This is a genomic window from Pseudomonas sp. YL2, from assembly GCF_023063025.1.
In the GTDB taxonomy this organism is placed as follows: Bacteria; Pseudomonadota; Gammaproteobacteria; order Pseudomonadales; family Pseudomonadaceae; genus Aquipseudomonas; species Aquipseudomonas putida_A.
In genome coordinates, this window is record NZ_JAJSLU010000016.1 from 43,009 (window position 1) to 66,162 (window position 23,154).

Here is a 23,154-nt window from a genome sequence, read left to right on the forward strand (position 1 = left end):
TTCAAACACAGGGAGTTGAGCATGGACGTGGTGCGTTGGGGCATGATCGGTTGCGGCAGCGTCACTGAACGCAAGAGCGGGCCGGCCTTTTACAAGGCGCCCGGTTCGGCGCTGGTGGCGGTGATGGGCCGGCGCCTTGAAGCGGTGAACGATTACGCCGCGCGCCACGGTATCGCCCGGGCCTACACCGATGTCGATGCGCTGATCAACGACCCCGAGGTGGACGCGGTGTACATCGCCACGCCCCCCGACAGCCACCACGCTTACAGCCTGAAAGTTGCTGCCTCCGGCAAGCATTGCTGCGTCGAGAAACCGATGGCGCTCAATGCCGGGCAAAGCCGCGAGATGCAGCAGGCGTTTGCTGATGCTGGTCTGCACCTGTTCGTTTCCTACTACCGCCGTTCGTTGCCGCGCTTTGCCCAGGTGCGGCAATGGCTGGCGCAGGGCCGCATCGGTGAGGTGCGGCACCTGAGCTGGACGCTGACCAAGGCCCCGTCGGCGGCGGATCTGGACGGCAGCGCCAACTGGCGAACCGACCCGAGCGTGGCCGGTGGCGGCTATTTTGCCGATCTGGCCAGCCACGGTTTTGACCTGTTCCAGTACCTGCTCGGCGATATCGTCGAAGTCGCCGGTTTCACCGCGCGTCAGGCCGGTTTGTATGCGGCGGAAGACGCGGTCAGCGCCAGTTGGCGCTTCGCCTCCGGAGCGCTGGGCATGGGTTGCTGGAGCTTTGTGGCGGATCGGCGCGAGGATCGGGTAGAGATTATCGGCAGTCAGGGTCGGATCGCGTTCTCCGTGTTTGACGAGCATCCGGTGCAGCTGTTCGCTGATGAGCAGATCAGCCTGGAAATCCCCCATCACGAGCACATTCAGTGGCATCACGTGCTGGGCATGAATGCGCATATTCGTGGCGATTCGCAGCATCCGGCCGTCGCCGAACAAGCCCTCAAAACCGATTGGGTGATGGACCAGATCCTCAAACGGCACTGATGCTCCAGACCACAACACCATTTCCTTGTGGGAGGGGGCTTGCTCCCGAAGAGGCCGGCATTGCTGGTATTTACATCGCCTGACACACCGCCTTCGGGAGCAAGCCCCCTCCCACAAGAGTCTGTGTGTCGTCGTGTCTAAGGTTATGCCCAAACAATATTTCTCAAGCTTGTCATAACGTCTCTAAGATCACGTCATAACTCGTTATAACAAGTGATCCCTGATGACCGATAACGTTCTCTCCTTACCCAGTGTCCCGCTGCACACCCAACTGCGCGACGTCCTGCGCTCACGCATTCTTGATGGCGAATACCCGCAAGACAGCCAGATGCCGTCCGAAAGTGAGCTCGGCACGCTGTTCAAAGTCAGCCGCATCACCGTGCGCCAGGCGCTGGGCGATCTGCAGAAAGAAGGGCTGATCTTCAAGATCCACGGCAAGGGCACCTTCGTCGCCAAGCCGAAGACCTTTCAAAACGTCAGCAGCCTGCAAGGCCTCGCCGAGTCCATGACCGGGCGCGGCTACGAGGTGATCAACCGCCTGCGCAGTTTCAAATTCATCCCCGCCGACAAACGTGTCGCCGAGCGCCTGCAAGTCGCCGAAGGCGAGACCGTGGCGCAGATCAAACGCGTACGCCTGATCAACCGCGAACCGATCTCGCTGGAAATCACCTACCTGCCCAAAGCCATCGGCGAACGGCTGGAGAAGGCCGATCTGGTGACTCGCGACATCTTCCTGATTCTGGAAAACGACTGCGGCATCGCCCTCGGCCACGCCGATCTGGCGATCGACGCGGTGCTGGCCGATAGCGATTTGACCCAGGCACTGAACGTCGAGGCCGGCTCGCCGATCATGCGCATCGAGCGTCTGACCCACGATGCCAACGGCCAGCCGCTGGACTTCGAACATCTTTACTACCGTGGCGATGCGTTCCAGTACCGCCTGCGGATCGACCGGCAAAAAGGGGCGTGACATGACCCGCAAGACCTTGGAACAGGAATACGACATCGTCGTGATCGGCGGCGGCACTGCCGGCCCGATGGCGGCGATCAAGGCCAAAGAGAAGAACCGCGACTTGCGCGTGCTGCTGGTGGACAAAGCTAACGTCAAACGCAGCGGCGCGATCAGCATGGGCATGGACGGCCTGAACAACGCGATCATCCCCGGGCACTCGACGCCGGAGCAGTACACCAAGGAAATCACCATCGCCAACGATGGCATCGTCAATCAGGCGGCGGTGTACGCCTATGCCACTCACAGCTTCGAAACCATCGAGCAACTGGATCGCTGGGGCGTGAAGTTCGAGAAGGACGAAACCGGCGATTACGCCGTGAAAAAAGTCCACCACATGGGCGCCTACGTGCTGCCGATGCCGGAAGGGCACGACATCAAAAAGGTCCTTTACCGCCAGTTGAAACGGGCGCGGGTGAGCATTACCAACCGGCTCGTCTGCACCCGTTTGCTCACCGACGAGGAGGGCGCGGTCAACGGTGTGATGGGCTTCGATTGCCGCACCGCCGACTTCCATGTGATCAAGGCCAAAGCGGTGATCCTCGCGTGCGGTGCGGCCGGTCGCCTCGGTCTGCCGTCCTCGGGCTACCTGATGGGCACCTATGAAAACCCGACCAATGCCGGCGACGGCTACGCCATGGCCTATCACGCCGGGGCCGAGCTGGCGAACCTCGAATGCTTCCAGATCAACCCGTTGATCAAGGACTACAACGGCCCGGCCTGCGCCTATGTGACCGGCCCGCTGGGCGGCTACACCGCCAACAACAAGGGTGAACGCTTCATCGAGTGCGACTACTGGAGCGGGCAGATGATGTGGGAGTTCCACCAGGAACTGGAAAGTGGCAATGGCCCGGTGTTTCTCAAACTCGATCACCTGGCCGAGGAAACCATCCAGAACATCGAGGAAATCCTGCACAGCAACGAACGCCCGAGTCGTGGGCAGTTCCACGCCAATCGCGGCACCGATTACCGCACGCAAATGGTCGAGATGCACATCTCGGAGATCGGTTTTTGCAGCGGCCATTCGGCGTCCGGGGTGTGGGTCAACGAGCGGGCCGAGACCTCGGTGAAAGGCTTGTACTCGGCGGGTGACATGGCCGCCGTGCCGCACAACTACATGCTCGGCGCGTTCACCTACGGCTGGTTTGCCGGGCACAACGCGGCGGACTTCGTCGCCGGGCGCGAGTTCTCGACGCTGGATGCCGCGCAGATCGAGAAAGAACAAGCGCGGGTCTATGCGCCGCTGGATCGCGAACAGGGTCTGCCGCCGGCACAAGTCGAGTACAAGCTGCGGCGCTTCGTCAACGACTACCTGCAACCGCCGAAAGTGACCAAAAAAATGCAGATCGGCTTGCAGCGCTTCAGCGACATCGAGCGCGACCTTGATCAGATGAAGGCCAACAACGCCCACGAACTGATGCGCGCGATGGAAACCAGCGTGATCCGCGACTGCGCGGAAATGGCCGCACGCGCCTCGCTGTTCCGCGCCGAGAGCCGCTGGGGCCTGTACCACTACCGCGTCGATCACCCGCAGCGCAATGACAGTGAGTGGTTCTGCCACTGTCATTTGAAGAAGGGCGAAGACGGCCGCATGACCAGTTTCAAGAAACCTGTCGAGCCGTACATCATCCCGCTCGATGCCGAAGAAATGCAGGCTTACGACCGCTTGCGGGTGGGCGCGTTCGCCGCTTGATGCATCACCAGAGAGAGTCTGAACCATGGCCTATCAAGCCCAGGAAATCTTCTTCCGCTCTAACGCCCCGGTCACCGTGGACGAAGACAAATGCATCGCCGAAAAGGGCTGCACCGTGTGCGTCGACGTCTGCCCGATGGACCTGCTGGCGATCAACCCGGCCACCCAAAAGGCCTATATGGCATTTGATGAATGTTGGTACTGCATGCCTTGCGAAAAGGATTGCCCGACCGGCGCGGTGAAAGTCGAAATCCCCTATCTCCTGCGCTGATACAAATACCAGCAGACAGGAGATCCCCTGTGGGAGGGGGCTTGCTCCCGAAGAGGCCGGCATGGCTGGCATCCTTATTGACTGAATCACCGCATTCGGGAGCAAGCCCCCTCCCACACTGGAATGTTGGTAACTCAAAAAGCCATCCGGCATACCCCGGACGCTGGAATAACCGAAAACCCCTCGTTTCCCACCGCGCCCTGATCGCGGCGGAGACGAACATCCAATAAATGATTCGAGGGGAAACACACCATGTTGCGTGCAGCAATCGCCGGTCTGGTACTGGCAACCTTCACCCTGTCGGCCTCGGCCGAAACCATCCGCATCGCCATCGGCACCCAGGACACCACCATCAACTGCGCCGCCGGCGGGCTGTTGATTCGCGAGCTCGGTCTGCTCGACAAATACCTGCCGCACGACGGCGCCTACAAAGACGCGAAATACGACGTGCAGTGGAAAAACTTCACCAGCGGTGCGCCGCTGACCAACGAGATGGTCGCCGGCAAACTCGACTTCGGCGCCATGGCCGATTTTCCCGGCGCGTTCAACGGTGTCGCGTTCGAAACCGCCGGCAAGCACAGCCTGTTCATCAGCGTGCTGTCGGGCAGCATCAAGGGCAGTGGCAACGGCATCGTGGTGCCGAGCGCGTCCGGAGCGCAGTCGTTGAGTGAACTCAAGGGCAAGACCATCTCGGTGCCATTCGCCTCGACCGCCCACGGCATGTTGCTGCGCGCGGTGGCGGAGCAGGGCTGGGACCCGCTCAAAGACGTGAACATCATCGCCCAGCCGCCGGAAGTTGCCGGCTCCGCGTTGCAGGCCGGCAAGATCGACGCCCACGCCGATTTCGTGCCGTTCGCCGAGCTGTTCCCCAGCCGTGGTTTCGCCCGCAAGATCTACGACGGCGCCCAGGCCAACGCGCCGACGTTCCACGGTGCGCTGGTCGATCAGGCCTACGCGAAACAGTATCCGGAAATCGTCGTCGCCTACCTGCGCGCAAGCATCGAGGCCAATCAGTTGCTGGCCGCCGAACCTGAGAAGTACAGCGAGCTGATCGCCAAAGTCACCGGCGTCGATGCCGAGGTCAACTACCTGTTCCACGGCCCGCTCGGCGTGCAGACCCGCGACCTGAGCTGGAAGCCGGAATACCGTCAGGCGGTGGGTACGGCGATCGACACCCTGAAGCTGTTGAAAAAGGCTGATCGCGGCCTCGACCTCAACACCTTCATCGACGATCAGTACATCCGCGCCGCGTTCAAGGCCGCGAATCTGGACTACACCGCGCAACTCGCCAACTACGCGCAAACACCGTTGAAAGCGCTGGATGCGGCGACCGGCAAAGCCATCACCGACTTCAGCCACGTCGCCGAAATCTGGGTGCGCGGCGAAGACAAAGTACGCCAGTACGCCTCAGCCGAATCGGCCTTCACCGCGTTGGCCGCTCTGAAACAGGACGGCAAAAACATCCGCGCGGTGTATGCCCAGGCCAGTGACAGCGGGATCAAATTGCTCGCCGATCAGGCGTGGTTCGCCAGCGATGCCAAGGGCCGCTTGAGCGCGTTTCTGCTCAAGGGCCAGGCCCAGCAATATGCGGCGGCGCAGGGTGGCAAGGTCTTCGACTTTACCGACGCCACGACCCAGGCCGTGGCTGCCCGCTAACCCGCAGAACAACTCGGTCAACTGTAGGAGTGAGCCTGCTCGCGATAGCGTTGTGTCAGACAACACATCAACAACTGACACACCGCATTCGCGAGCAGGCTCACTCCTACAGGGGATTTGGGTTGAGAGGAAAAATTGTGTACCGATCTTATTTACGCTGGGTTCCAAGGGCTGCTTCTTTGCTGCTCTGCCTGCTGTTCTGGCAACTCGCCGCCAGCCACCACTGGAATCTCGGTCTGGTCACTTTCGCCAACGTGCCAACCCCGTTGTCGGTGATCGAAGCGGCGTTGGGCCTGGGCGATTCCGGCAAGCTGCTGCAGCACCTGAGCGCGAGCCTCGGCCGCGTGTTCGCTGGCTATTTCGCGGCATTGATCATCGGCATTGCCCTGGGCTTGGCCATCGGCCGCTCGAAATGGGCCGAAGACCTGTTGCTGCCACCGCTGGAAGTGCTGCGGCCGATCCCGGCGGTGGCGTGGATTCCGTTGGCGATCCTGATGTTCCCGTCGTCGGAGCTGTCGATGGTCTTCATCACCTTCACCGGTGCGCTGTTCCCGATCCTGCTCAACACCGTGCATGGCGTCGAAGGCGTTGATCCACGGCTGATCGCCTCGGCGAAAAGCCTCGGGGCAGGGCGCCGGGCGATTTTGCTTGAAGTGATTTTGCCCGGCGCCGCACCGAGCATCATCACCGGCCTCGCCATCGGCATGGGCACCTCGTGGTTCTGTCTGGTCACGGCGGAAATGATCTCCGGCCAGTTCGGCATCGGTTACTACACCTGGGAGTCCTACACCATCCAGAACTACGCTGACATCGTCGTCGGCATGCTGCTGATCGGTGTGCTGGGCATGGGCAGCAGTCTGCTGATCAAGCGCCTGGGCGGGCTGTTCACGCCTTGGCATCGACCACGAGGGAAAGCCTGATGAGCGCAATGCAAACCCCCGAAGGGCGGATCGATATTCGCCAGTTGTCGATCGTTCTCGGTGAGGGGCAGCAAGCCTTCGAAGCTGTGCAAGGGCTGGATTGCCAGATCGAACCGGGCCAGTTCGTGTGCATTCTCGGCCCGTCCGGTTGCGGCAAATCGACCTTGCTCGGCGCACTCGCCGGACACTTGAGCGCCCACACCGGCAGCCTCAAAGTCGATGGCGGCGAGGTCAGGGGGCCGTCGCCACAACGCGGCATGGTGTTCCAGCATCACACGCTGTTTCCGTGGCGCACGGTGCGCGACAACGTCGCCTTCGGCCTGAAGATGCGCGGAATCGGCAAAACCGAACGCCAGCGTGAGGCCGATGAAATGCTCAAACTGGTGGGCCTCGACGGCTTCGCCGAGTGCTGGCCCGATCAGCTTTCCGGCGGCATGCAGCAACGGGTGGAAATCGCCCGGGTGCTGGTCAACCGTCCACGGTTGCTGCTGATGGACGAGCCGTTCGGCGCGCTGGATGCCTTGACCCGCTTGAACATGCAGGAACTGCTGCTGGACATCTGGACGCGAATTCGCACCACCGTGGTGTTTGTCACCCACGACATCGACGAGGCGCTGTTCCTCGCCGACCGCTTGCTGGTGATGAGTGCACGCCCTGGGCGAATCATCGAAGACCTGCGCCTGGACTTTCCGCGTCCGCGCACCACTGAGCTGGTAACCAGTGCCGAATTCTCCCGCCTCAAGCGCCATTGCCTCGACCTGCTGCGCCACGACAACCCCCGCCCGCTGCCGCGCCTCAATCCGCTCGGTCTGCCTCCCGAAAACCCTTTGCCGCGATTTGCCCTATGACCTCATTTTTTGCTGTGACCGATAACGACGACATCCTCGCCCTGCAACCGCGTCTGACCGCAGACGATGCCGGTGTGCGACGTATTGCCCTGATCGAACTGGCGGATCTGGAGGAGCCAGACGGATTGCTGTGGCTGGTCGAAAGACTGAGCGAAGATCCGGCCGAAGAAGTCCGCGCCGAAGCTGCGCGGCTGCTGGAAGCGTGGGAAGACGAACCGGTGGTGGCTGCGCTGTGTCAGGCGCTGACCGATCCATCTGCGGCAGTGCAGGCCGCCGCCGCGCAAAGCCTGAGCCTGCTCAAGAGTGAAGCGGCAGGCCGGGTGATTCTGCCGTGGACCGATCATGCCGCAGTCAGTGTGCGAATCGCCGCGTTCCGTGCCTTGCGCGAGTTGCGTTTCGCCGATGCCGCGCCGGCTGCTATCACCGCATTGAGCGATGCCGATGCCAATGTGCGCCGCGAAGCCGTGGGTGTGCTCGGCTGGCTCAAGCAGCTCGACGCACTGCCGGCTCTGGCGCGTCTGGCCAGCGCCGACCCGGACACCGAAGTGCGCCGCGCCGCCACCGGCGCCCTCGGTCTGGCGTCCGGCGCCGACGTGCTGCCAGCCCTGCGTCAAGCGCTGCAGGACGATGCCTGGCAAGTGCGCGAAGAAGCGGCCACGACGCTGGGCAAAGTCGGCCACAGCGACGCTGGTCCGGCGTTGATCGCAGCCCTCGGCGATGACTACTGGCAAGTGCGCCTGCGTGCTACCCGCAGCCTCGGTCGCCTGCGTTTTGCACCGGCGCTGGACGCCTTGATCGAGACCCTCGGCCATCGCATCAGCAACCTGCGCAAGGAAGCTGCGCTGGCCCTCGGTGAGTTGCATGATCGCGGCGCGGTGGCGGCGTTGCAGGCGGCGCAGGATGACGGCGACCCGGAAGTGCGCAAAGCGGTGCGGATTGCCCTGAGTCAGCTGCAATGAATCCGCTGGCGGTGGGCAATTCGCAGAGCCGGCAGACGTTGCGCCTGAGCTGGCCGGACGGCCGTGAATCGTTGTTCAATCACGCCGAACTGCGCCGCCAGTGCCCGTGCTCGCAGTGCCGCGCGTTTCGCCTGAAAGGTGTGACGCCGCTGGTGGATGAGCGTGTTCGCCTGATCGAGATCAACCCGCAGGGCTACGGCGTGCAACTGGTGTTCAGCGACGGTCATCAACGCGGGATCTACCCGTGGGACTATCTGGCACAGCTCGATTCTTGATGTGCCACAGCCCCTTGTAGGAGTGAGCCTGCTCGCGATAGCGGTGTATCAGCCGACATCATTGTTGAATGACACACCGCTATCGCGAGCAGGCTCACTCCTACAAGTGAATTTGCGCAATACGCGGGTTACTGCGCAGCCGTCATGGCTGGCCGGCACCCGCGAAACACATCCAGCCCCGGCTGATACAGCGCGGTCTTCACCTCGAACAACCCCAGCACCGAATGAAACAGGTTGTCATGGCTCAGATCCGGCTGCCCGGTCTTGCCTTGCAGGCAATCGCGATCAATGCCCAGTTGCGCCAGCGTGTTGTTGCCAAACCACATCACCATCGGCACATGCGTCTGCGCTTCCGGCGCCAATGCATAGGGCGCGGCGTGCAGGTACAGGCCGTTTTCACCCAGCGATTCGCCGTGGTCGGAGACATACAGCATCGAGGTATCCAGCGTGTCCTGATTACGCTTGAGCAATTCGATGACCTTGGCGAGGAAGTGGTCGGTGTAGAGGATCGTGTTGTCGTACACGTTCACCAGTTCATCACGGCTGCAACTGCCCAACTGATTGGTGTGGCAGATCGGTTTGAAGCGTTCGAGCGCTTGCGGATAACGCTCGTAGTATTCCGGGCCGTGGCTGCCGTCGGCGTGCAACACGATGATCGCGTGGCCCTTGAGGCTGTCGATGTAGCTTTGCAGGTCGGCCAGCAGCGCCTCATCGAGGCAGTTGTTGCCGTCGCAGAACGGCCCCGGCTGGTTCTTCGCGATGTCGCGGTGCGGCACGCGCAGGCAGGTGCCTTTGCAGTCACTGTTGTTGTCCAGCCACAGCACTTGCACGCCGGCGCGTTGCAGGATATCCAGCAGGCCTTCGTAGGTTTTGCCTTTCTTGTCGCTGTAGTCCTCACGCGGGAACATCGAGAACATGCACGGCACCGACACTGCCGTGGACGTGCCGCAGGAGTGCACCTGGGTGAAGTTGAGGATGTCCAGTTTGCTCAGCTCGGGATTGGTCTCGCGCGCATAGCCGTTCAGCGAGAAATGATCGGCGCGGGCGGTTTCGCCGACCACAAATACCATCAGCGACTTCTTCTCGCGGCTGGCGGCTTTGGCGCTCATCACCGCGTCTTCACCGATGGCCTGCACCACAAAGTGCTTTTTGATGCCCAGGCGCTGCTTGGTGTATTTGCTGATGGCGTAAATGTAGTTGGTCGGGTTGATGAAGTGGGTGAGCTTGTCTTCTTCGCGGAAGATCGGCGCATAGGTCGAATAGAACGCGCCCACCGAGGCGCCGATCACCAGCACGCACGCGGCAATCACCAGCAGCTTGTTGAGCAGGCCGCGAAAGAACGGCCGATAACGCACCGGCCAGCGCCAGATCAACGCCGCCGGCAGCACGCCGAGCAGCAACACGTAAGCCAGCAGTTTGCCGTTGAACAGCGCAGCGGCTTCGCCGGGATTGGTTTCGAACACGTTCTGGATCATCACCGTGTCGATGGTGATCCCGTATTCGTTCATGAAATACGCAGCGCAGGCCGAGAGCAGGGCCACCACAGTCAGCGCCGGTTTCAGCGTCCAGCGAAATGACACCAGGGTCAGCAGCAGGGTGATCGCCGCCCACAGGAACAGGCCGAACGAAGCGAAAAACGCCAGTTTGTGTGCACCTTGCAGGGTGATCAGCGTACCCAGCGCCTTCCAGGTCGCCAGGTTGTACAGCGCCACCAGTGCCAGGGAAAACAGCAGCACCAGACGGGTTGAAGTGATGGACGGTAAACGCAGTCCTTTGCCCAAAGCCATTACAGACATTCCTCTACTCGAATAGAACACGCGCGGAAACGCGCGTAACTGTAGAAGAACAATAGTAAAAAATTCGTAAACATCCTGTAACAAACACTCAGGTCAACGCAAAACCCTGTAGGAGTGAGCCTGCTCGCGATAGCGGTGGGTCGGCCGACATCGTTGTTGAATGCCACGCCGCCATCGCGAGCAGGCTCACTCCTACAGTGGGTACTTTGGTGGGTCAGAAAGATTTGCTCAGGCTGGCGACCAGCGTCGCCGTGCACACATCCTTGAACCCCCAGTTGCTCAGGCACTGGCTCTGCGACAGATCGGTGTCGATGTAGCTCAAACCCAACACCACCCCGGCCAAGTTGTGCGTCAGCTTGACCTCCCATTCCCGATAACTGTCCTCGCCACGCCCGGACGCCGAGTACAGGTGCGGGTCCTTGAAATCCATGTTGCCGTAACGCAGCTTCAGCCCCGAATCGAATGGCAACTCGGTTTCATAACCGACATAGGTGTAGAGCGAGCTCTGCTTGCTGTCGATCCCCGGCGCATCGCTGGAGTAATACGCCGCGAGTTTCACCCCGTAGACACCGAGAATCCCGTAGACCTCGCTCTGGTTGAACTGGCTTTCCTTGGGATAGGCGTACTTGAGGTAACCCAGATCGAGGCTGACATCCTCGGTGGCCTGCCACAGCCAGCCGGCGTAGTAATCGACTTCCTGCCGGGTTTTCAGGCCACCGCCAAAATCGACGTTGGAGCTCCAGGCGCCCACGTACAAACCGCTGCTGTGGGCCAGGGTCAGACCGGCCTGCACGGCCGGGTCATTCTGGGTTTGCGAGATGCCGCGGGTGCGGTAGTCGCTGGCCAGGGTCAGGTCGAGCAGCACGGCGAAATCGTCGTTCAGGGGGATCGCGTAGCTGCTGAGGGGCAGCAAACTGGAAAAACCGAGGGCGAACAGGGGCAAGGCTTTCATGGAGAAGTCCCGATGTTGTGATTGTTTTAGGGGCTGGACGCGAAACCTGTAGGAGTGAGCCGGCTGACACACCGTCATCGCGAGCAGGCTCACTCCTACAAGGGAAAGGCAGTGTTGTTATTGGGTGGCGGTATAGACCTGACGCCCACCAAACCAGGTTTGCAGCACCTGGGTGTCATGCAGGGCTTTTTCGTCGACGCTGAACACGTCGCGATCGACGACGATGAAATCGGCCTGCTTGCCCGGCGTCAGCGAACCGATCTGCTGGTCGAGGCCAATCGTGCGCGCCGCGTTGGCGGTATAGGCGTAAAACATGCTTTCGCGATCCAGACGCTCGTCGGCATTCAGCACCCCCAGCGGCCCGACGCGGGTGATGGCCTGGGCCATGGCGTTGAACGGGTTGGGCGACGACACCGGCCAGTCGCTGGCACCGGCAATCGTCGCGCCCTGTTTCAGCAGCGAGTGCGCCGGGTATTGATAACGGAAGGCGAGGGCGCTGACGTAGGGCTTGATCATGTCGGTGGTGTAGTCGTCGGCGCTGGCCCACAGCAGTTGCATCGAAGCGATCACGTTCAGCGGCTTGAAGCGGGCGAACTCTTTCGGGTTGACCATCTGCAGGTGGGTGATCGAGTGAGTGATGCCGCTCTGCCGATCCTTGCGCGCACGTTCGATGCCATTGAGTGATTCACGCACCGCACGGTCGCCGATGGCGTGGATGTGCACCAGCCAGCCGCGCTGGTCGATGGCGCTGACCAGCTCGCCGAAATGTTTTGGATCGATCAGCAGTTCGCCCTGTTTGTGCGAGTTGCTGTACGGGTCGATCATCGCCGCGCTCTGCGCCGGGTACTCGATCACGCCGTCGGCGAAGATCTTGACCCCGGGCAGGGTCAGGTTGGGGATGCCCTGAAACTGCTGGCGCACCTTATCCAGCGTGTTGAGGTCGGCCGGCAGACTTTTCGGATTGGCGACCAGCAACGCTGCGACGTGCACGCTCATGTCGCCGCTTTCCGACAGTGCTTTGTAGGCCGGCAGCACGCCGACGGTTTTTTCGGTGGGTTTGAGCGCGAACACGGCCTCGCCCGGTGCGGCGTTGGCGGCCGGATCCATCCACGCGGTGATGCCGAGGCTGTTGTTGAAGCGCACCGCGGATTTGGCTGCGGTGAGCATATCGGCCGGGCTCGGCACCGGCATTTTCGCGGCAACCCGATCCCAGCCGGCATCGACCAGGAAGCCGTTGGGCTCGCCGTTGGCCAGTCTGCCGATCGTGTCTTTTTCCGCAGCGGGCAGGGTCTTGAGCAACGCCGCGTCGATGCCGGCGCGCTTGAGCATCACGTTGTTGGCCCACGCGGTGTGGTGGTCACTGCCGGTGAACACCACCGGCACGTCAGCCCACTCGCCGTGGTTGAAGGTCTTGCCCAGCGCTTCGGCCTGCGCCCAGTACGCTGAGCTCATGCCGGCAATGCTCAGCACATCGCCATGTCTGGCCTTGCCGTCGTCACGCCAGGCGCGCAGGCGTTTTTCCAGTTCGTCGAGGGCGACGACTTCGTCTTCCATGTTGGCCGAGACCATTTCCAGGCCACCGAAAATCGCGTGGGAATGGCTGTCGATCAAACCTGGCATCAGCGTCTTGCCGCCGAGGTCGATCACCTGCGTGCCGGGTTCGATCAGCGCCTTGATCTGCGCATCGCTGCCGACTTTCAGCACCTTGCCGTTTTCCACGGCCAGCGCCTGCACCTTTGGTTGCGAACGGTCGGCGGTGAAAATCTTGCCGTTGACCAGCACCAGATCGGTGGCGGCCATGGCTTCCATCGAGGCAAAACTTATCGCGCTCACCAGCAGACTCGGGATGAATCTTTTCATTGAAGATTTCCTTGTTATTGCGTCTGATGGCCAGATTAGTGGCTGACACTGGCCGACAGAACGCCTCCCTCACGAAAAACGTTTTTGTCTGAATGGAAAAAGCATGGACAAGCTGGGTGCACTGAAAATGTTCGTGGTCACCGCGCAACTCGGCAGTTTCAGCCGCGCGGCGGAGCAGTTGGGCAAGACCCCATCGGCGCTGACCAAAGCGGTCAATCATCTGGAGTCGGAACTTGGCGCGCGGCTGTTCGAACGCAGCACGCGGCGGATTCTGCTCACCGAAATCGGCCGGGTTTATCTGGAAACCGCGCGGCTGGTGTTGCAGCGACTGGAGGAGGCCAGCGAGGAAATCGAGCAGTTGCAGCACGGTCTGCGCGGCAGCCTGAAAATCACTGCGCCATTGGCTTACGGGCGGGCGTTTCTCGATCAGGTGTGTGACGGCTTTTTGCAGCAATACCCGCAGATCAGCCTGCAAGTGGACCTGTGCGACGCGTTCGTCAATCTGCTGGAAAGCGGCTATGACCTGGCCTTGCGCGAGGGCCATGATGACCTGCCGGGGCTGATCGCCCGGGTGGTCGGCAGCAATCGCCTGGCCTTGTGCGGCAGCCCGAAGTATCTGGCACGCAAGGGTTTGCCGGTCACCCCGCAAACCCTCGAGCAGCATGAATGGCTGCTGTATCAGCACCCGTTGCTCAGCCGCGAGTTCTGGTGGGCTGAACGCGACGGCCAGCGCCTGAGCCTGGCGCAGCCGACGGCGCCGCGCTTGCGCAGTGACAATTACGATCTGCTGCTGGCCAGTGCTTTGGCCGGACGCGGCTTGCTGCACACACCGCTGTGGAGCGCCGCGCCGTACATTGCCGACGGACGTCTGGTGCGGGTCATGGCTGATTATGAAATCGACCCGGACAGCTTCGGCCCGCACATTCTCGCGGTGTACCCCAGCCATCGGCGGGCCACGGCTAAAGTGGTGGCGTTCATCGATTACATCTCGGCATTTCTGGCCGAGCGCGGATTGAACTGACTGGCGGTCATTGCCAGCAAAAAGGCGAAAGAGTACAAATGTACTCCATGACTAATCTCACTCCCCGCCGTACCGCCATCCTGACCTTTATCCGCGAACGCATCGCCGAACACGGTCAGCCCCCAAGCCTCGCTGAAATCAGCGAGGCTTTTGGTTTTGCCTCGCGCAGCGTGGCGCGCAAGCATGTGCTGGCGCTCACCGAAGCCGGGTTTATCGAGGTCAATCCGCACCAGGCCCGGGGCATTCGCCTGCTCGGGCAACCCGCGCGGCCGGAGCTGCTGGACATTCCGGTGCTCGGCCGGGTGGCTGCCGGTGCACCGATCGGCGCCGATGCCGACATCCATAACCGCTTGATGCTTGATCCCGCGCTGTTCTCCCGTGCGCCCGACTACATGTTGCGGGTGCAGGGCGACTCGATGATCGAGGACGGCATTCTCGACGGTGATCTGGTGGGAGTGAAGCGCAATCCCGAAGCGCTCAACGGGCAGATCGTGGTGGCGCGCCTCGACGGCGAAGTGACGATCAAACGCTTCGAACGTGTCGGCGCTACGGTGCGCCTGCTGCCGCGTAACCCGGCGTACCAGCCGATTGTCGTGCGCGATGATCAGGACCTGGCCATCGAAGGGGTGTTCTGCGGTCTGGTGAGGCAAGGCTGATGGGCGCCGTCGTTGCACTCGATACGCTGTTCAATGGCGGCCAGGTCTGGAAGGGCCGGCCTGCGCCACCGGCGGCCAGCCCGCAACCCACCGGGCATGCCGCGCTGGATGCGGCACTGCCCAGCGGTGGCTGGCCGGAAGCGGCGCTGAGCGAAATCCTCCTGGCCGGGCCCGGGGTTGGCGAGTTGCAACTGGTGTGGCCGACGCTGGCGCGGCTGTCGGCGGCGGGCGAGCGCATCGTGCTGGTGGCGCCACCGTTCGTGCCGTACCCGCAGGCGTGGGCGAACGCCGGGGTCGATCTGCGTCAATTGTCGGTAATCCAGGCCAGCGAACGCGATGCCTTGTGGGCGGCGGAACAATGCCTGCGTTCCGGCAGTTGCGGCGCGGTGCTGTGCTGGCCGCACAAGGCCGATGACCGAGCGTTGCGGCGTTTGCAGGTGGCGGCGGAAACCGGCCAGACCCTGGCGTTTGCCTGGCGCCCGCTGAGCGAGGCGATCAACCCGTCGCCGGCCGCGTTGCGTATTGCCATCGACGCCAGACCCGCCCAGTTGCGCGTGCTCAAGTGCCGTGGCGGACTGGCGCGCACGGCGCCGATTGCCTTTGCCGTCGGGCACTGAGGTCGTCATGCGCTGGGTGTGTATTCTGTTCCCGCAATTGGCCCTCGACGCGGTGCTGCGCCAGCGTGCCGATCCTGCTGAGCCGTTGGTGCTGCTCAGTGGCCCGGCCCAGCGCCGGGTGCTGCAAGCGGTGAATGCAGCGGCGCGCCAGCTCGGCTTGCGCGCCGGCCAGTCGATGACCGCCGCGCAAGCGTTGAGCAAAGGCTTTGCCACCGCCGATTACGACCTCGCCGAGGTCGAGCACTGGCAGCAGTTTCTCGCCGCGTGGGCCTATCGTTTCAGCGCGCAGGTCAGCGTGCATTATCCGCGTACCGTGGTGTTCGAGATCGAGTCGAGCCTGGGCCTGTTCGGCTCCTGGGCGCAGTTCGAAGCGCGGCTGCGCAAGGAGCTGACCGAGCTGGGTTTCCGCCATCGCATCGTCGCCGCACCGAATCCGGTGGCGGCGCGGGTGCTGGCCAACGCCTACGACGGTCTGGTGGTACCTGACGGTGAAGCCCTGCAGCATCACCTCGGAAAGTTGCCCGTCGACCGTGTCGGGCTGGAGCCGCAGGTCGCCACCGCGCTGACGCGCATGGGTCTGCGCAACCTGAACCAGCTGCAGAGCCTGCCGCGTCAGGCCCTGGCCCGGCGCTTCGAAGCGTCGATGCTCAAGCATCTCGACACCCTGTTCGGCGCACGGCCGCTGGCCTTGGCGTTCTATCTGCCGCCTGACCGCTTCGATGTGCGTATCGAACTCAATTTCGACGTGCAATCTCACCAGGCGCTGCTGTTTCCGTTACGCCGCTTGACCGCTGACCTGTCGGCATTCCTCTGCGGACGTGACAGCGGCGTGCAGCGTTTCGACCTGCATCTGGAGCACGCCGGGCTGCCGGACACGCTGATCAAGGTCGGCCTGCTCAGCGCCGAGCGCGATCCGGCGATGCTCTTCGAACTGGCCCGCGGGCGACTGGAGCAAGTCCAGGTCGAGGCCCCGGTGCGCGGTTTTCGCCTGCGTGCCGAAGACCTGCCGAGTTTCGTGCCGCAGTTTCAGGAACTGTTCGATGACCGTCCGCAACAGACCTTGCCTTGGGAGCAATTGCGCGAACGTCTGCGTGCACGGCTCGGCGATGACGCGGTGCAGGGCCTGCGCTTTCAGGCCGACCACCGCCCCGAATGTGCGTGGCAGAACGGCGTCGACAAGCAGCGTTGCAGCGGTTTGCCGAGTGTGCAGCGCCCGGGCTGGCTGCTCGGCGAACCGCAGAGTGTGCCGGAAGGTTCGGCGCGGATTCTCATGGGCCCGGAGCGCATCGAGTCCGGCTGGTGGGACGGTGATGATGTGCGCCGCGATTACTACCTGATCCAGAACCGCGCCGGTCAGCAGGGCTGGGCCTATCGGGCCGTGGGCGAGGGCGGTCCGTTGTGGCTGCAGGGCTGGTTTGCATGAGCCACGACTATGCCGAGCTGCACTGCCTGTCGAACTTCAGTTTCCAGCGCGGTGCCTCCAGTGCCCTTGAGCTGTTTCAGCGGGCGAAAAAACACGGTTATCAGGCGCTGGCGATCACCGACGAGTGCACCCTGGCCGGTATCGTTCGTGCCTGGCAAGCGGCGAAATCGGTGGAACTGCCGCTGATCATCGGCAGCGAAATCCGCATCGATAACGGCCCGAAACTGATACTGCTGGTGGAGAACCTTGCGGGCTATCAGGCCTTGTGCGGCTTGATCACTCAGGCCCGGCGGCGTACGCAGAAGGGCCAGTACCAGGTGCTGCGCGAGGATTTCAGCGAGCCGTTGCCGGGATTGTTCACCGTGTGGGTGCCGGACAGCGTCGATGACGTGGAGGAGGGCCGCTGGCTGAAGCAGACTTTCGGCGAGCGTCTGTATCTGGCGGTGCAGCTGCATCGTGGGCAGGACGATCAGCGGCGGCTGGCGGCACTGCTGAGTTTGGCCGAGCAGCTGCAGATCGCCGCCGTGGCCAGCGGCGACGTGCACATGCACGCCCGTGGTCGGCGCGCCTTGCAGGACACCATGACCGCGATCCGCCATCACGTCCCGGTGGCCGAGGCCGGATTGCGCCTGCATCCCAACGGCGAGCGGCATCTGCGCAGCCTCGAGGTGTTGCGCGAGCTTTATCCGCCGGCGTTGCTCGACGCCTCGGTGCAACTGGCCCGGCGCTGCACTTTCGAGCTGAGCGAATTGCGCTATGAGTATCCGAAGGAGCTGGTGCCGCAGGGGCATACCGGCAGTTCCTGGTTGCGGCAACTGACCGAAGAAGGCATTGCCTGGCGCTGGCCGAAAGGGCCGCAGGCCAAAGTGCTCAAGCAAATCGACGATGAGCTGAAACTGATCGCCGAGCTCGGCTACGAAAGCTACTTCCTCACCGTGCACGACGTAGTAAGTTTCGCCCGCAAGCAAAAAATCCTCTGTCAGGGCCGTGGTTCGGCGGCTAACTCGGCGGTGTGTTTTGCCTTGGGCATCACCGAGATCGACCCGGACCGCACCACGCTGCTGTTCGAGCGTTTCATGTCGAAAGAGCGCAACGAGCCGCCGGACATCGACGTCGATTTCGAGCACGAGCGCCGCGAAGAAGTCCTGCAATACGTGTTTCGCCGATATGGCCGGCGGCGTGCGGCGTTGACGGCGGTGGTCAGCACTTACCACGCTGCCGGTGCGGTGCGCGACGTAGCCAAGGCCCTTGGGCTGCCGCCGGATCAGATCAATGCACTGGCCGATTGCTGCGGCCACTGGAGCGACGAAACACCGCCGCTGGCGCGCTTGCTAGAAGGCGGCTTCGACCCCGACAGCCCGGTGCTGCGTCGAGTGCTGAGCCTGACCGGGCAACTGATCGGCTTCCCCCGGCACTTGTCGCAGCACCCCGGCGGTTTCGTGATTTCCGAGCAACCGCTGGATACGCTGGTGCCGGTGGAAAACGCCGCGATGGCCGAGCGCACGATCATTCAGTGGGACAAGGACGACCTCGACGCGGTCGGGCTGCTCAAGGTCGATATCCTCGCCCTCGGCATGCTCAGTGCGATCCGTCGTTGTTTCGACTTGCTGCGCCGTCATCGCCATCTGGATCTCAGCCTGGCGACGATCCCTGATAAAGACAAAGCGACCTACGAGATGATCAGCCGTGCCGACACCATTGGCGTGTTCCAGATCGAATCACGGGCGCAGATGTCGATGCTGCCGCGCCTGAAACCGGCGAAGTTCTACGATCTGGTGATCGAGGTGGCGATCGTCCGCCCGGGGCCGATTCAGGGCGGGATGGTCCATCCGTACCTGCGCCGGCGTAACAAGGAAGAACCGGAAACCTATCCCTCGCCGGAACTTGAAGTGGTGCTCAAACGCACCCTCGGCGTGCCGCTGTTTCAGGAACAGGTGATGCAGATCGCTATCGTTGCGGCCGACTACAGCCCCGGCGAGGCCGATCAGTTGCGTCGCTCGATGGCCGCGTGGAAACGCCATGGAGGCTTGGAGCCGCACAAGGAACGCCTCGCCGCCGGCATGAAGAAAAACGGCTACACCGAGGAGTTCGCCGCGCAGATTTTCGAGCAGATCAAAGGCTTCGGCAGTTACGGCTTTCCCGAATCCCACGCTGCCAGTTTCGCCTTGCTGACCTACGCCAGTTGCTGGCTCAAGTGCCACGAACCGGCGGCGTTCGCCTGCGCGTTGATCAACAGTTGGCCGATGGGTTTTTACAGCCCGGATCAGATCCTTCAGGACGCCCGTCGGCATCAGTTGCAGATCCGTCCGGTGGACGTGCGCGCCAGCGACTGGGATTGCAGCCTGGAACCGATCAGCGGCGCGCAGCCGGCGATTCGCATGGGCCTGCGGATGATCAAGGGCTTTCGCGAGGACGACGCCCGGCGCATCGAAGCGGCGCGGGCGCGGGGGGCGTTTGCCGATGTCGCCGATCTGGGCGAACGGGCCGCGCTCGACAGTCGCGCCCAGGCATTATTGGCAGACTCCGGCGCGTTGCGTGGCATGGCCGGGCATCGGCACCGTGCGCGTTGGGAAGTGGCCGGGGTGCAGAAACAGCTGGGCCTGTTTGCCGGTTTGCCAAGTCAGGAAGAACCCGATGTGCTGCTACCCAAACCGAGTGTCGGCGAAGATCTGCAGGCCGATTACGCGACTATCGGCACCACGCTGGGGCCGCATCCGCTGGCGCTGCTGCGTGGCGAACTCAAGGCCCGGCGTTGCCGCAGCTCTCAGGAGTTGCTGGACGTCGAGCATGGTCGGCCGGTGAGCATCGCCGGGCTGGTCACCGGGCGGCAGCGACCGGGCACTGCCAGCGGCGTGACCTTCGTCACCCTCGAAGACGAGTTCGGCAACGTCAACGTGGTGGTCTGGCGCGATCTGGCCGAGCGCCAGCGTCAGGTGCTGGTCGGTTCGCAATTGCTCAAGGTCGATGGCCGCTGGGAGCGGGAGGGCGAAGTGCGGCATTTGATCGCCGGGCGATTGAGCGATCTGACTTCGTTGCTCGATGGCATCCGCGTGCAGAGCCGCGACTTTCACTAAACCCCAGAACACCACATATCCCCCCCTGTGGGAGCGGGCTTGCTCGCGAAGACGGTGTGTCAGTTGGCAAATAAGTGGCTGACACACCGCTTTCGTCGGAACGCCGCCCGGAGCAAGCCCGCTCCCACAAGGGGGATTTGTGTGCGTCCAAACAAGCCAATTCATTGGCGTCAAAAATATCTGTCGCCAATGGTGGCACTTTGTCATAATGCCGCCCCTTTTCCGCTCCCCACCGCGTAGCCGTGCCGGGGCACACCGTTTTTTTCAGAAGGAATGCACAGTGAGAATGATCTCCCGGATGTTGGTCTCAGGCGTTGCGATTGCCGTGCTCGGCACCCTCGCCAGCTCCCTTGCCGGGTGCGCCACCGAAAGCTCCCGCGCCCTGCCGGTGGCCAAGGTCGAGAGCGCCACGCAAGTCTGGACCGGCGCTCGCGTACCGATGGCGGTGGGCAAGTTCGATAACCGCTCCAGCTACATGCGCGGGATCTTCTCCGATGGCGTTGATCGTCTCGGCGGCCAGGCCAAGACCATCCTGATCACTCACTTGCAGCAGACCAACCGTTTCTCGGTACTGGATCGCGACAACATGGGCGAGATCCAGCAGGAAGCGGCGATCAAGGGCCAGGCCCAACGCCTCAAGGGCGCCGATTACGTGGTCACCGGCGACGTCACCGAGTTCGGCCGCAAGGAAACCGGTGACCACCAGCTGTTCGGCATTCTCGGCCGTGGCAAGACCCAGGTCGCCTACGCCAAGGTCAACCTGAACATCGTCAACATCAGCACCTCCGAAGTGGTGTATTCGACTCAGGGCGCCGGCGAATACGCCTTGTCCAACCGCGAAATCATCGGCTTCGGCGGCACCGCCGCGTATGACTCCACCCTCAACGGCAAAGTCCTCGATCTGGCCATGCGCGAGGCGATCAATCGTCTGGTCGATGGCATGAACGCCGGTGCCTGGAAACCGGCTAACTGATCGTTATTCATTGCAAGGAGCAACACCCATGAATCTGACTTTGTCGCGGTCGCTGCTGGCCCTGACGCTGGCCGCCAGCGCCTTGCTGGCCGGTTGCAGCAGCCCGAAAACCCTGTACCAGTGGGAAGATTACCAACCGCAGGTTTACGAATACTTCAAAGGCGAAGAGCCAAAAGAAGCCCAGGCCGAAGTGCTGGAGCGCGACCTGCAGAAGATCCGTTCCACCGGCAAGGCCGTGCCGCCGGGTTACCACGCGCACCTGGGTCTGCTGTACCTGAGCATGGGCAAGGACGATCAGATGGTGCAGCAGTTCCGCACCGAAAAAGCGCTGTTCCCCGAGTCCGGCCCATACATGGATTTTCTGCTTAAAAACGCCAAGACCGGAGACGCCAAATGATCTCGCGCACCCTGAAACTGCTGGCCGCCGGTTTGGCCCTGACCGTGCTCGGTGGCTGCGTCGCGCCGAAAACCGTGGATTACTCGGCGTACAAACAGGCACGGCCGAAGACCATTCTGGTGCTGCCGCCGCTGAACACCTCGCCGGACGTCAAGGCTTCCTACAGCTTGCTGTCGCAGGTGACGTTCCCATTGGCCGAAGCCGGTTACTACGTGCTGCCGATCACCCTGGTGGACGAAACCTTCCGCCAGAACGGCCTGACCACCCCGGATGACATCCATCAGGCGCCGGCCAACAAGCTCAAGGAAATCTTCGGCGCCGACGCTGCGCTGTACATCACCGTGACCGAGTACGGTACGCGCTACATGGTGATCAGCAGCGAAACCGCGGTAACCGCCACCGCCAAGCTGGTCGATCTGAAATCCGGCACCACGCTGTGGACCGGTTCGGCACGGGCGTCGAGCGAAGAGGGCGGCAATAACAGTGGTGGCGGCCTGGTCGGCATGCTGATCACCGCCGCGGTGAAGCAGGTGATCAACAGTTCGACCGATGCCGGGTATCCGATTGCCGGCGTGGCGAGCAATCGCCTGTTGTCGGCCGGTCAGCACGCAGGACTGTTGTACGGCCCGCGTTCGCCGAAGTACGGTACTGACTGATTTAGGTACGACACAAAAACCTTTGTAGGAGTGAGCCTGCGCGCGATAGGGGGTTGTCAGGCAACATCAACGAGGCTGACACACCGCCATCGCGGGCAGGCGCACCCCTACCCCGGGAAAGTGTTAATCAGTGTTATTTGGCAGCGGCCAAAACCGCTCCTCCCCACCCTCGAAAAAATCCCCGTATCCCCTGCATCTCGACGCCGAAGGCGATATCCTGCGCCACACTTATCTGCGCAAACGGCGAATAACGCTGCAACACCGTGTTTGCCCGAGGCTAAAGGAGTGTTCGAATGACCGAGAAGAAACTGGAAACCACGGTCGACCGCGTCTACCAAGGGGTTTACCAGGCGATCAGCAAGCGTTCGCTGCGTCCGGGGATGAAGCTGGGCGAAGCGTCCCTGGCCGAACTGTTCAATGTCAGCCGCACGTCGGTACGCGCCGCGCTCAAGCAACTGGAAGCCGAGGGGCTGGTCACCACCGAGCCGAATAAAGGTGCATCGGTGTCGCTGCCCAGCAACGAAGAGATCCGCTCGCTGTTCGAAACCCGGCGTCTGATCGAAATCGGCATGGTCACCGAACTCTGTCGGCGCAAGGACACCGCCGCCATGCAGGTCTTGCGCGAGCACCTGCTACTGGAGGACGCAGCCCACGCGGCAGGCGATCACGAGCAACTGATTTACCTGCTCGGCGAGTTCCACCTCAAACTGGCGCGCAGCCTCAACAACCCGGTGCTGCTCGACTGGTTCCAGAAGCTGATTTCCCGCGCCTCGCTGTATGTCGCTGCACTGGATGACGACAGCCATGAAGCCTGCCGTGACAACGAACATCTGCGCCTGATCGAATACATCGAGGCGGGCGACCAGAGCGCCGCCATCGAACTGACCTGCACGCATTTGAACGGCATCGAGAAGGCGATTCTCGACGTCGCGGCGAAGATGAAAACTGGCTACCATCCCCTCAAGCACCTGATCGGGGTCTGATCCGGGCCTGGTCTGAAATCGGCTATACCTCTAATGAAACCATTACGGCCGATGAGGCTCGAAACAGACGGGCGTCGCGGCGTTCTGCCGTCGCGATGTATCGGGCAAACACCACAGGACACCGA

21 protein-coding genes are annotated in these 23,154 nt (G+C 62.4%); 18 read left to right on the forward strand and 3 right to left on the reverse strand.

Annotation, left to right across the window (positions count from 1 at the left end; translation table 11 throughout):
* The first annotated feature begins 21 nt into the window (after positions 1-21).
* The 9 genes from LVD08_RS20945 (at position 22) to LVD08_RS20985 (ending at position 8,621) form a co-directional block, all read left to right on the forward strand.
* A complete protein-coding gene (locus LVD08_RS20945; RefSeq protein ID WP_247269148.1) occupies positions 22-990 on the forward strand; it encodes a Gfo/Idh/MocA family protein in 969 nt (322 codons plus the stop codon).
* 223 nt (positions 991-1,213) lie between these two features.
* Complete coding sequence (locus LVD08_RS20950; protein ID WP_247269149.1) at positions 1,214-1,960, forward strand: GntR family transcriptional regulator; 747 nt, start codon at positions 1,214-1,216, stop codon at positions 1,958-1,960.
* A gap of 1 nt (position 1,961) precedes the next feature.
* Positions 1,962-3,692, forward strand: coding sequence for a fumarate reductase/succinate dehydrogenase flavoprotein subunit (locus LVD08_RS20955; RefSeq protein ID WP_225135206.1), 1,731 nt, complete (start codon positions 1,962-1,964; stop codon positions 3,690-3,692).
* A gap of 25 nt (positions 3,693-3,717) precedes the next feature.
* Entirely contained in the window at positions 3,718-3,963 is a 246-nt protein-coding gene (locus tag LVD08_RS20960; protein WP_007959413.1) for a 4Fe-4S dicluster domain-containing protein, read from the forward strand.
* A 252-nt stretch (positions 3,964-4,215) separates the two neighbouring features.
* Positions 4,216-5,619: an ABC transporter substrate-binding protein gene (locus tag LVD08_RS20965; RefSeq protein ID WP_247269150.1), complete on the forward strand. Its 1,404-nt coding sequence runs from the start codon at positions 4,216-4,218 to the stop codon at positions 5,617-5,619.
* 137 nt (positions 5,620-5,756) lie between these two features.
* Entirely contained in the window at positions 5,757-6,539 is a 783-nt protein-coding gene (locus tag LVD08_RS20970; protein WP_247269151.1) for an ABC transporter permease, read from the forward strand.
* Positions 6,539-7,387, forward strand: coding sequence for an ABC transporter ATP-binding protein (locus tag LVD08_RS20975; protein ID WP_247269152.1), 849 nt, complete (start codon positions 6,539-6,541; stop codon positions 7,385-7,387). Before LVD08_RS20970 ends, LVD08_RS20975 begins: the two co-directional genes overlap by 1 nt.
* Positions 7,384-8,346: a HEAT repeat domain-containing protein gene (locus tag LVD08_RS20980; protein ID WP_247269153.1), complete on the forward strand. Its 963-nt coding sequence runs from the start codon at positions 7,384-7,386 to the stop codon at positions 8,344-8,346. Before LVD08_RS20975 ends, LVD08_RS20980 begins: the two co-directional genes overlap by 4 nt.
* On the forward strand, positions 8,343-8,621 hold the full coding sequence (locus tag LVD08_RS20985; RefSeq protein ID WP_247269154.1) for a DUF971 domain-containing protein: 279 nt from the start codon (positions 8,343-8,345) through the stop codon (positions 8,619-8,621). The genes LVD08_RS20980 and LVD08_RS20985 overlap by 4 nt, the downstream gene beginning before the upstream one ends.
* A 128-nt stretch (positions 8,622-8,749) precedes the next feature.
* Here LVD08_RS20985 and LVD08_RS20990 read toward each other — a convergent pair whose 3' ends face one another.
* The 3 genes from LVD08_RS20990 to LVD08_RS21000 form a co-directional block, all read right to left on the reverse strand.
* Positions 8,750-10,408 carry a phosphoethanolamine transferase gene (locus LVD08_RS20990; protein ID WP_247269155.1) on the reverse strand — a complete coding sequence of 553 codons (1,659 nt, stop codon included), beginning with the start codon at positions 10,406-10,408 and terminating at the stop codon, positions 8,750-8,752.
* A 223-nt stretch (positions 10,409-10,631) separates the two neighbouring features.
* Entirely contained in the window at positions 10,632-11,369 is a 738-nt protein-coding gene (locus tag LVD08_RS20995) for a TorF family putative porin (RefSeq protein WP_247269156.1), read from the reverse strand.
* Positions 11,370-11,486: 117 nt separating this feature from the next.
* Entirely contained in the window at positions 11,487-13,229 is a 1,743-nt protein-coding gene (locus LVD08_RS21000; protein ID WP_247269157.1) for an amidohydrolase, read from the reverse strand.
* Positions 13,230-13,332: 103 nt separating this feature from the next.
* Between LVD08_RS21000 and LVD08_RS21005 the strand changes: the two genes are divergently transcribed.
* From LVD08_RS21005 to LVD08_RS21045, 9 genes are all read left to right on the forward strand, one after another.
* Positions 13,333-14,250, forward strand: a complete 918-nt coding sequence (locus LVD08_RS21005) for a LysR family transcriptional regulator (protein ID WP_247269158.1) — start codon at positions 13,333-13,335, stop codon at positions 14,248-14,250.
* 38 nt (positions 14,251-14,288) lie between these two features.
* Positions 14,289-14,906 (forward strand): transcriptional repressor LexA, encoded by a 618-nt coding sequence (gene lexA / locus LVD08_RS21010; RefSeq protein ID WP_134786550.1) that lies wholly within the window; start codon positions 14,289-14,291, stop codon positions 14,904-14,906.
* Complete coding sequence (gene imuA, locus LVD08_RS21015; protein ID WP_007968686.1) at positions 14,906-15,523, forward strand: translesion DNA synthesis-associated protein ImuA; 618 nt, start codon at positions 14,906-14,908, stop codon at positions 15,521-15,523. The genes lexA and imuA overlap by 1 nt, the downstream gene beginning before the upstream one ends.
* Before the next feature lie 7 nt (positions 15,524-15,530).
* Positions 15,531-16,946, forward strand: coding sequence for a Y-family DNA polymerase (locus LVD08_RS21020; protein WP_247269159.1), 1,416 nt, complete (start codon positions 15,531-15,533; stop codon positions 16,944-16,946).
* Positions 16,922-20,020: an error-prone DNA polymerase gene (locus tag LVD08_RS21025; protein ID WP_247269160.1), complete on the forward strand. Its 3,099-nt coding sequence runs from the start codon at positions 16,922-16,924 to the stop codon at positions 20,018-20,020. Before LVD08_RS21020 ends, LVD08_RS21025 begins: the two co-directional genes overlap by 25 nt.
* 286 nt (positions 20,021-20,306) lie before the next feature.
* Positions 20,307-20,993 (forward strand): CsgG/HfaB family protein, encoded by a 687-nt coding sequence (locus LVD08_RS21030; RefSeq protein WP_177325722.1) that lies wholly within the window; start codon positions 20,307-20,309, stop codon positions 20,991-20,993.
* 28 nt (positions 20,994-21,021) lie between these two features.
* Positions 21,022-21,390: a DUF4810 domain-containing protein gene (locus LVD08_RS21035; protein ID WP_003225593.1), complete on the forward strand. Its 369-nt coding sequence runs from the start codon at positions 21,022-21,024 to the stop codon at positions 21,388-21,390.
* The gene (locus tag LVD08_RS21040) at positions 21,387-22,046 is read left to right on the forward strand and encodes a DUF799 domain-containing protein (protein ID WP_027613674.1); all 660 of its coding nucleotides are present in this window, start codon (positions 21,387-21,389) and stop codon (positions 22,044-22,046) included. The genes LVD08_RS21035 and LVD08_RS21040 overlap by 4 nt, the downstream gene beginning before the upstream one ends.
* A gap of 293 nt (positions 22,047-22,339) precedes the next feature.
* A complete protein-coding gene (locus LVD08_RS21045; protein WP_027613675.1) occupies positions 22,340-23,029 on the forward strand; it encodes a GntR family transcriptional regulator in 690 nt (229 codons plus the stop codon).
* The last annotated feature ends 125 nt before the right edge of the window (positions 23,030-23,154 follow it).

Coding starts and splice junctions, on each gene's coding strand:
- LVD08_RS20945 (WP_247269148.1), top strand. CDS start 22: ATGGACGTGGTGCGTTGGGGCATGATCGGTTGCGGCAGCGTCACTGAA.
- LVD08_RS20950 (WP_247269149.1), top strand. CDS start 1,214: ATGACCGATAACGTTCTCTCCTTACCCAGTGTCCCGCTGCACACCCAA.
- LVD08_RS20955 (WP_225135206.1), top strand. CDS start 1,962: ATGACCCGCAAGACCTTGGAACAGGAATACGACATCGTCGTGATCGGC.
- LVD08_RS20960 (WP_007959413.1), top strand. CDS start 3,718: ATGGCCTATCAAGCCCAGGAAATCTTCTTCCGCTCTAACGCCCCGGTC.
- LVD08_RS20965 (WP_247269150.1), top strand. CDS start 4,216: ATGTTGCGTGCAGCAATCGCCGGTCTGGTACTGGCAACCTTCACCCTG.
- LVD08_RS20975 (WP_247269152.1), top strand. CDS start 6,539: ATGAGCGCAATGCAAACCCCCGAAGGGCGGATCGATATTCGCCAGTTG.
- LVD08_RS20980 (WP_247269153.1), top strand. CDS start 7,384: ATGACCTCATTTTTTGCTGTGACCGATAACGACGACATCCTCGCCCTG.
- LVD08_RS20985 (WP_247269154.1), top strand. CDS start 8,343: ATGAATCCGCTGGCGGTGGGCAATTCGCAGAGCCGGCAGACGTTGCGC.
- LVD08_RS20990 (WP_247269155.1), bottom strand. CDS start 10,408: ATGGCTTTGGGCAAAGGACTGCGTTTACCGTCCATCACTTCAACCCGT.
- LVD08_RS20995 (WP_247269156.1), bottom strand. CDS start 11,369: ATGAAAGCCTTGCCCCTGTTCGCCCTCGGTTTTTCCAGTTTGCTGCCC.
- LVD08_RS21000 (WP_247269157.1), bottom strand. CDS start 13,229: ATGAAAAGATTCATCCCGAGTCTGCTGGTGAGCGCGATAAGTTTTGCC.
- LVD08_RS21005 (WP_247269158.1), top strand. CDS start 13,333: ATGGACAAGCTGGGTGCACTGAAAATGTTCGTGGTCACCGCGCAACTC.
- lexA (WP_134786550.1), top strand. CDS start 14,289: ATGTACTCCATGACTAATCTCACTCCCCGCCGTACCGCCATCCTGACC.
- imuA (WP_007968686.1), top strand. CDS start 14,906: ATGGGCGCCGTCGTTGCACTCGATACGCTGTTCAATGGCGGCCAGGTC.
- LVD08_RS21020 (WP_247269159.1), top strand. CDS start 15,531: ATGCGCTGGGTGTGTATTCTGTTCCCGCAATTGGCCCTCGACGCGGTG.
- LVD08_RS21030 (WP_177325722.1), top strand. CDS start 20,307: ATGATCTCCCGGATGTTGGTCTCAGGCGTTGCGATTGCCGTGCTCGGC.
- LVD08_RS21035 (WP_003225593.1), top strand. CDS start 21,022: ATGAATCTGACTTTGTCGCGGTCGCTGCTGGCCCTGACGCTGGCCGCC.
- LVD08_RS21040 (WP_027613674.1), top strand. CDS start 21,387: ATGATCTCGCGCACCCTGAAACTGCTGGCCGCCGGTTTGGCCCTGACC.
- LVD08_RS21045 (WP_027613675.1), top strand. CDS start 22,340: ATGACCGAGAAGAAACTGGAAACCACGGTCGACCGCGTCTACCAAGGG.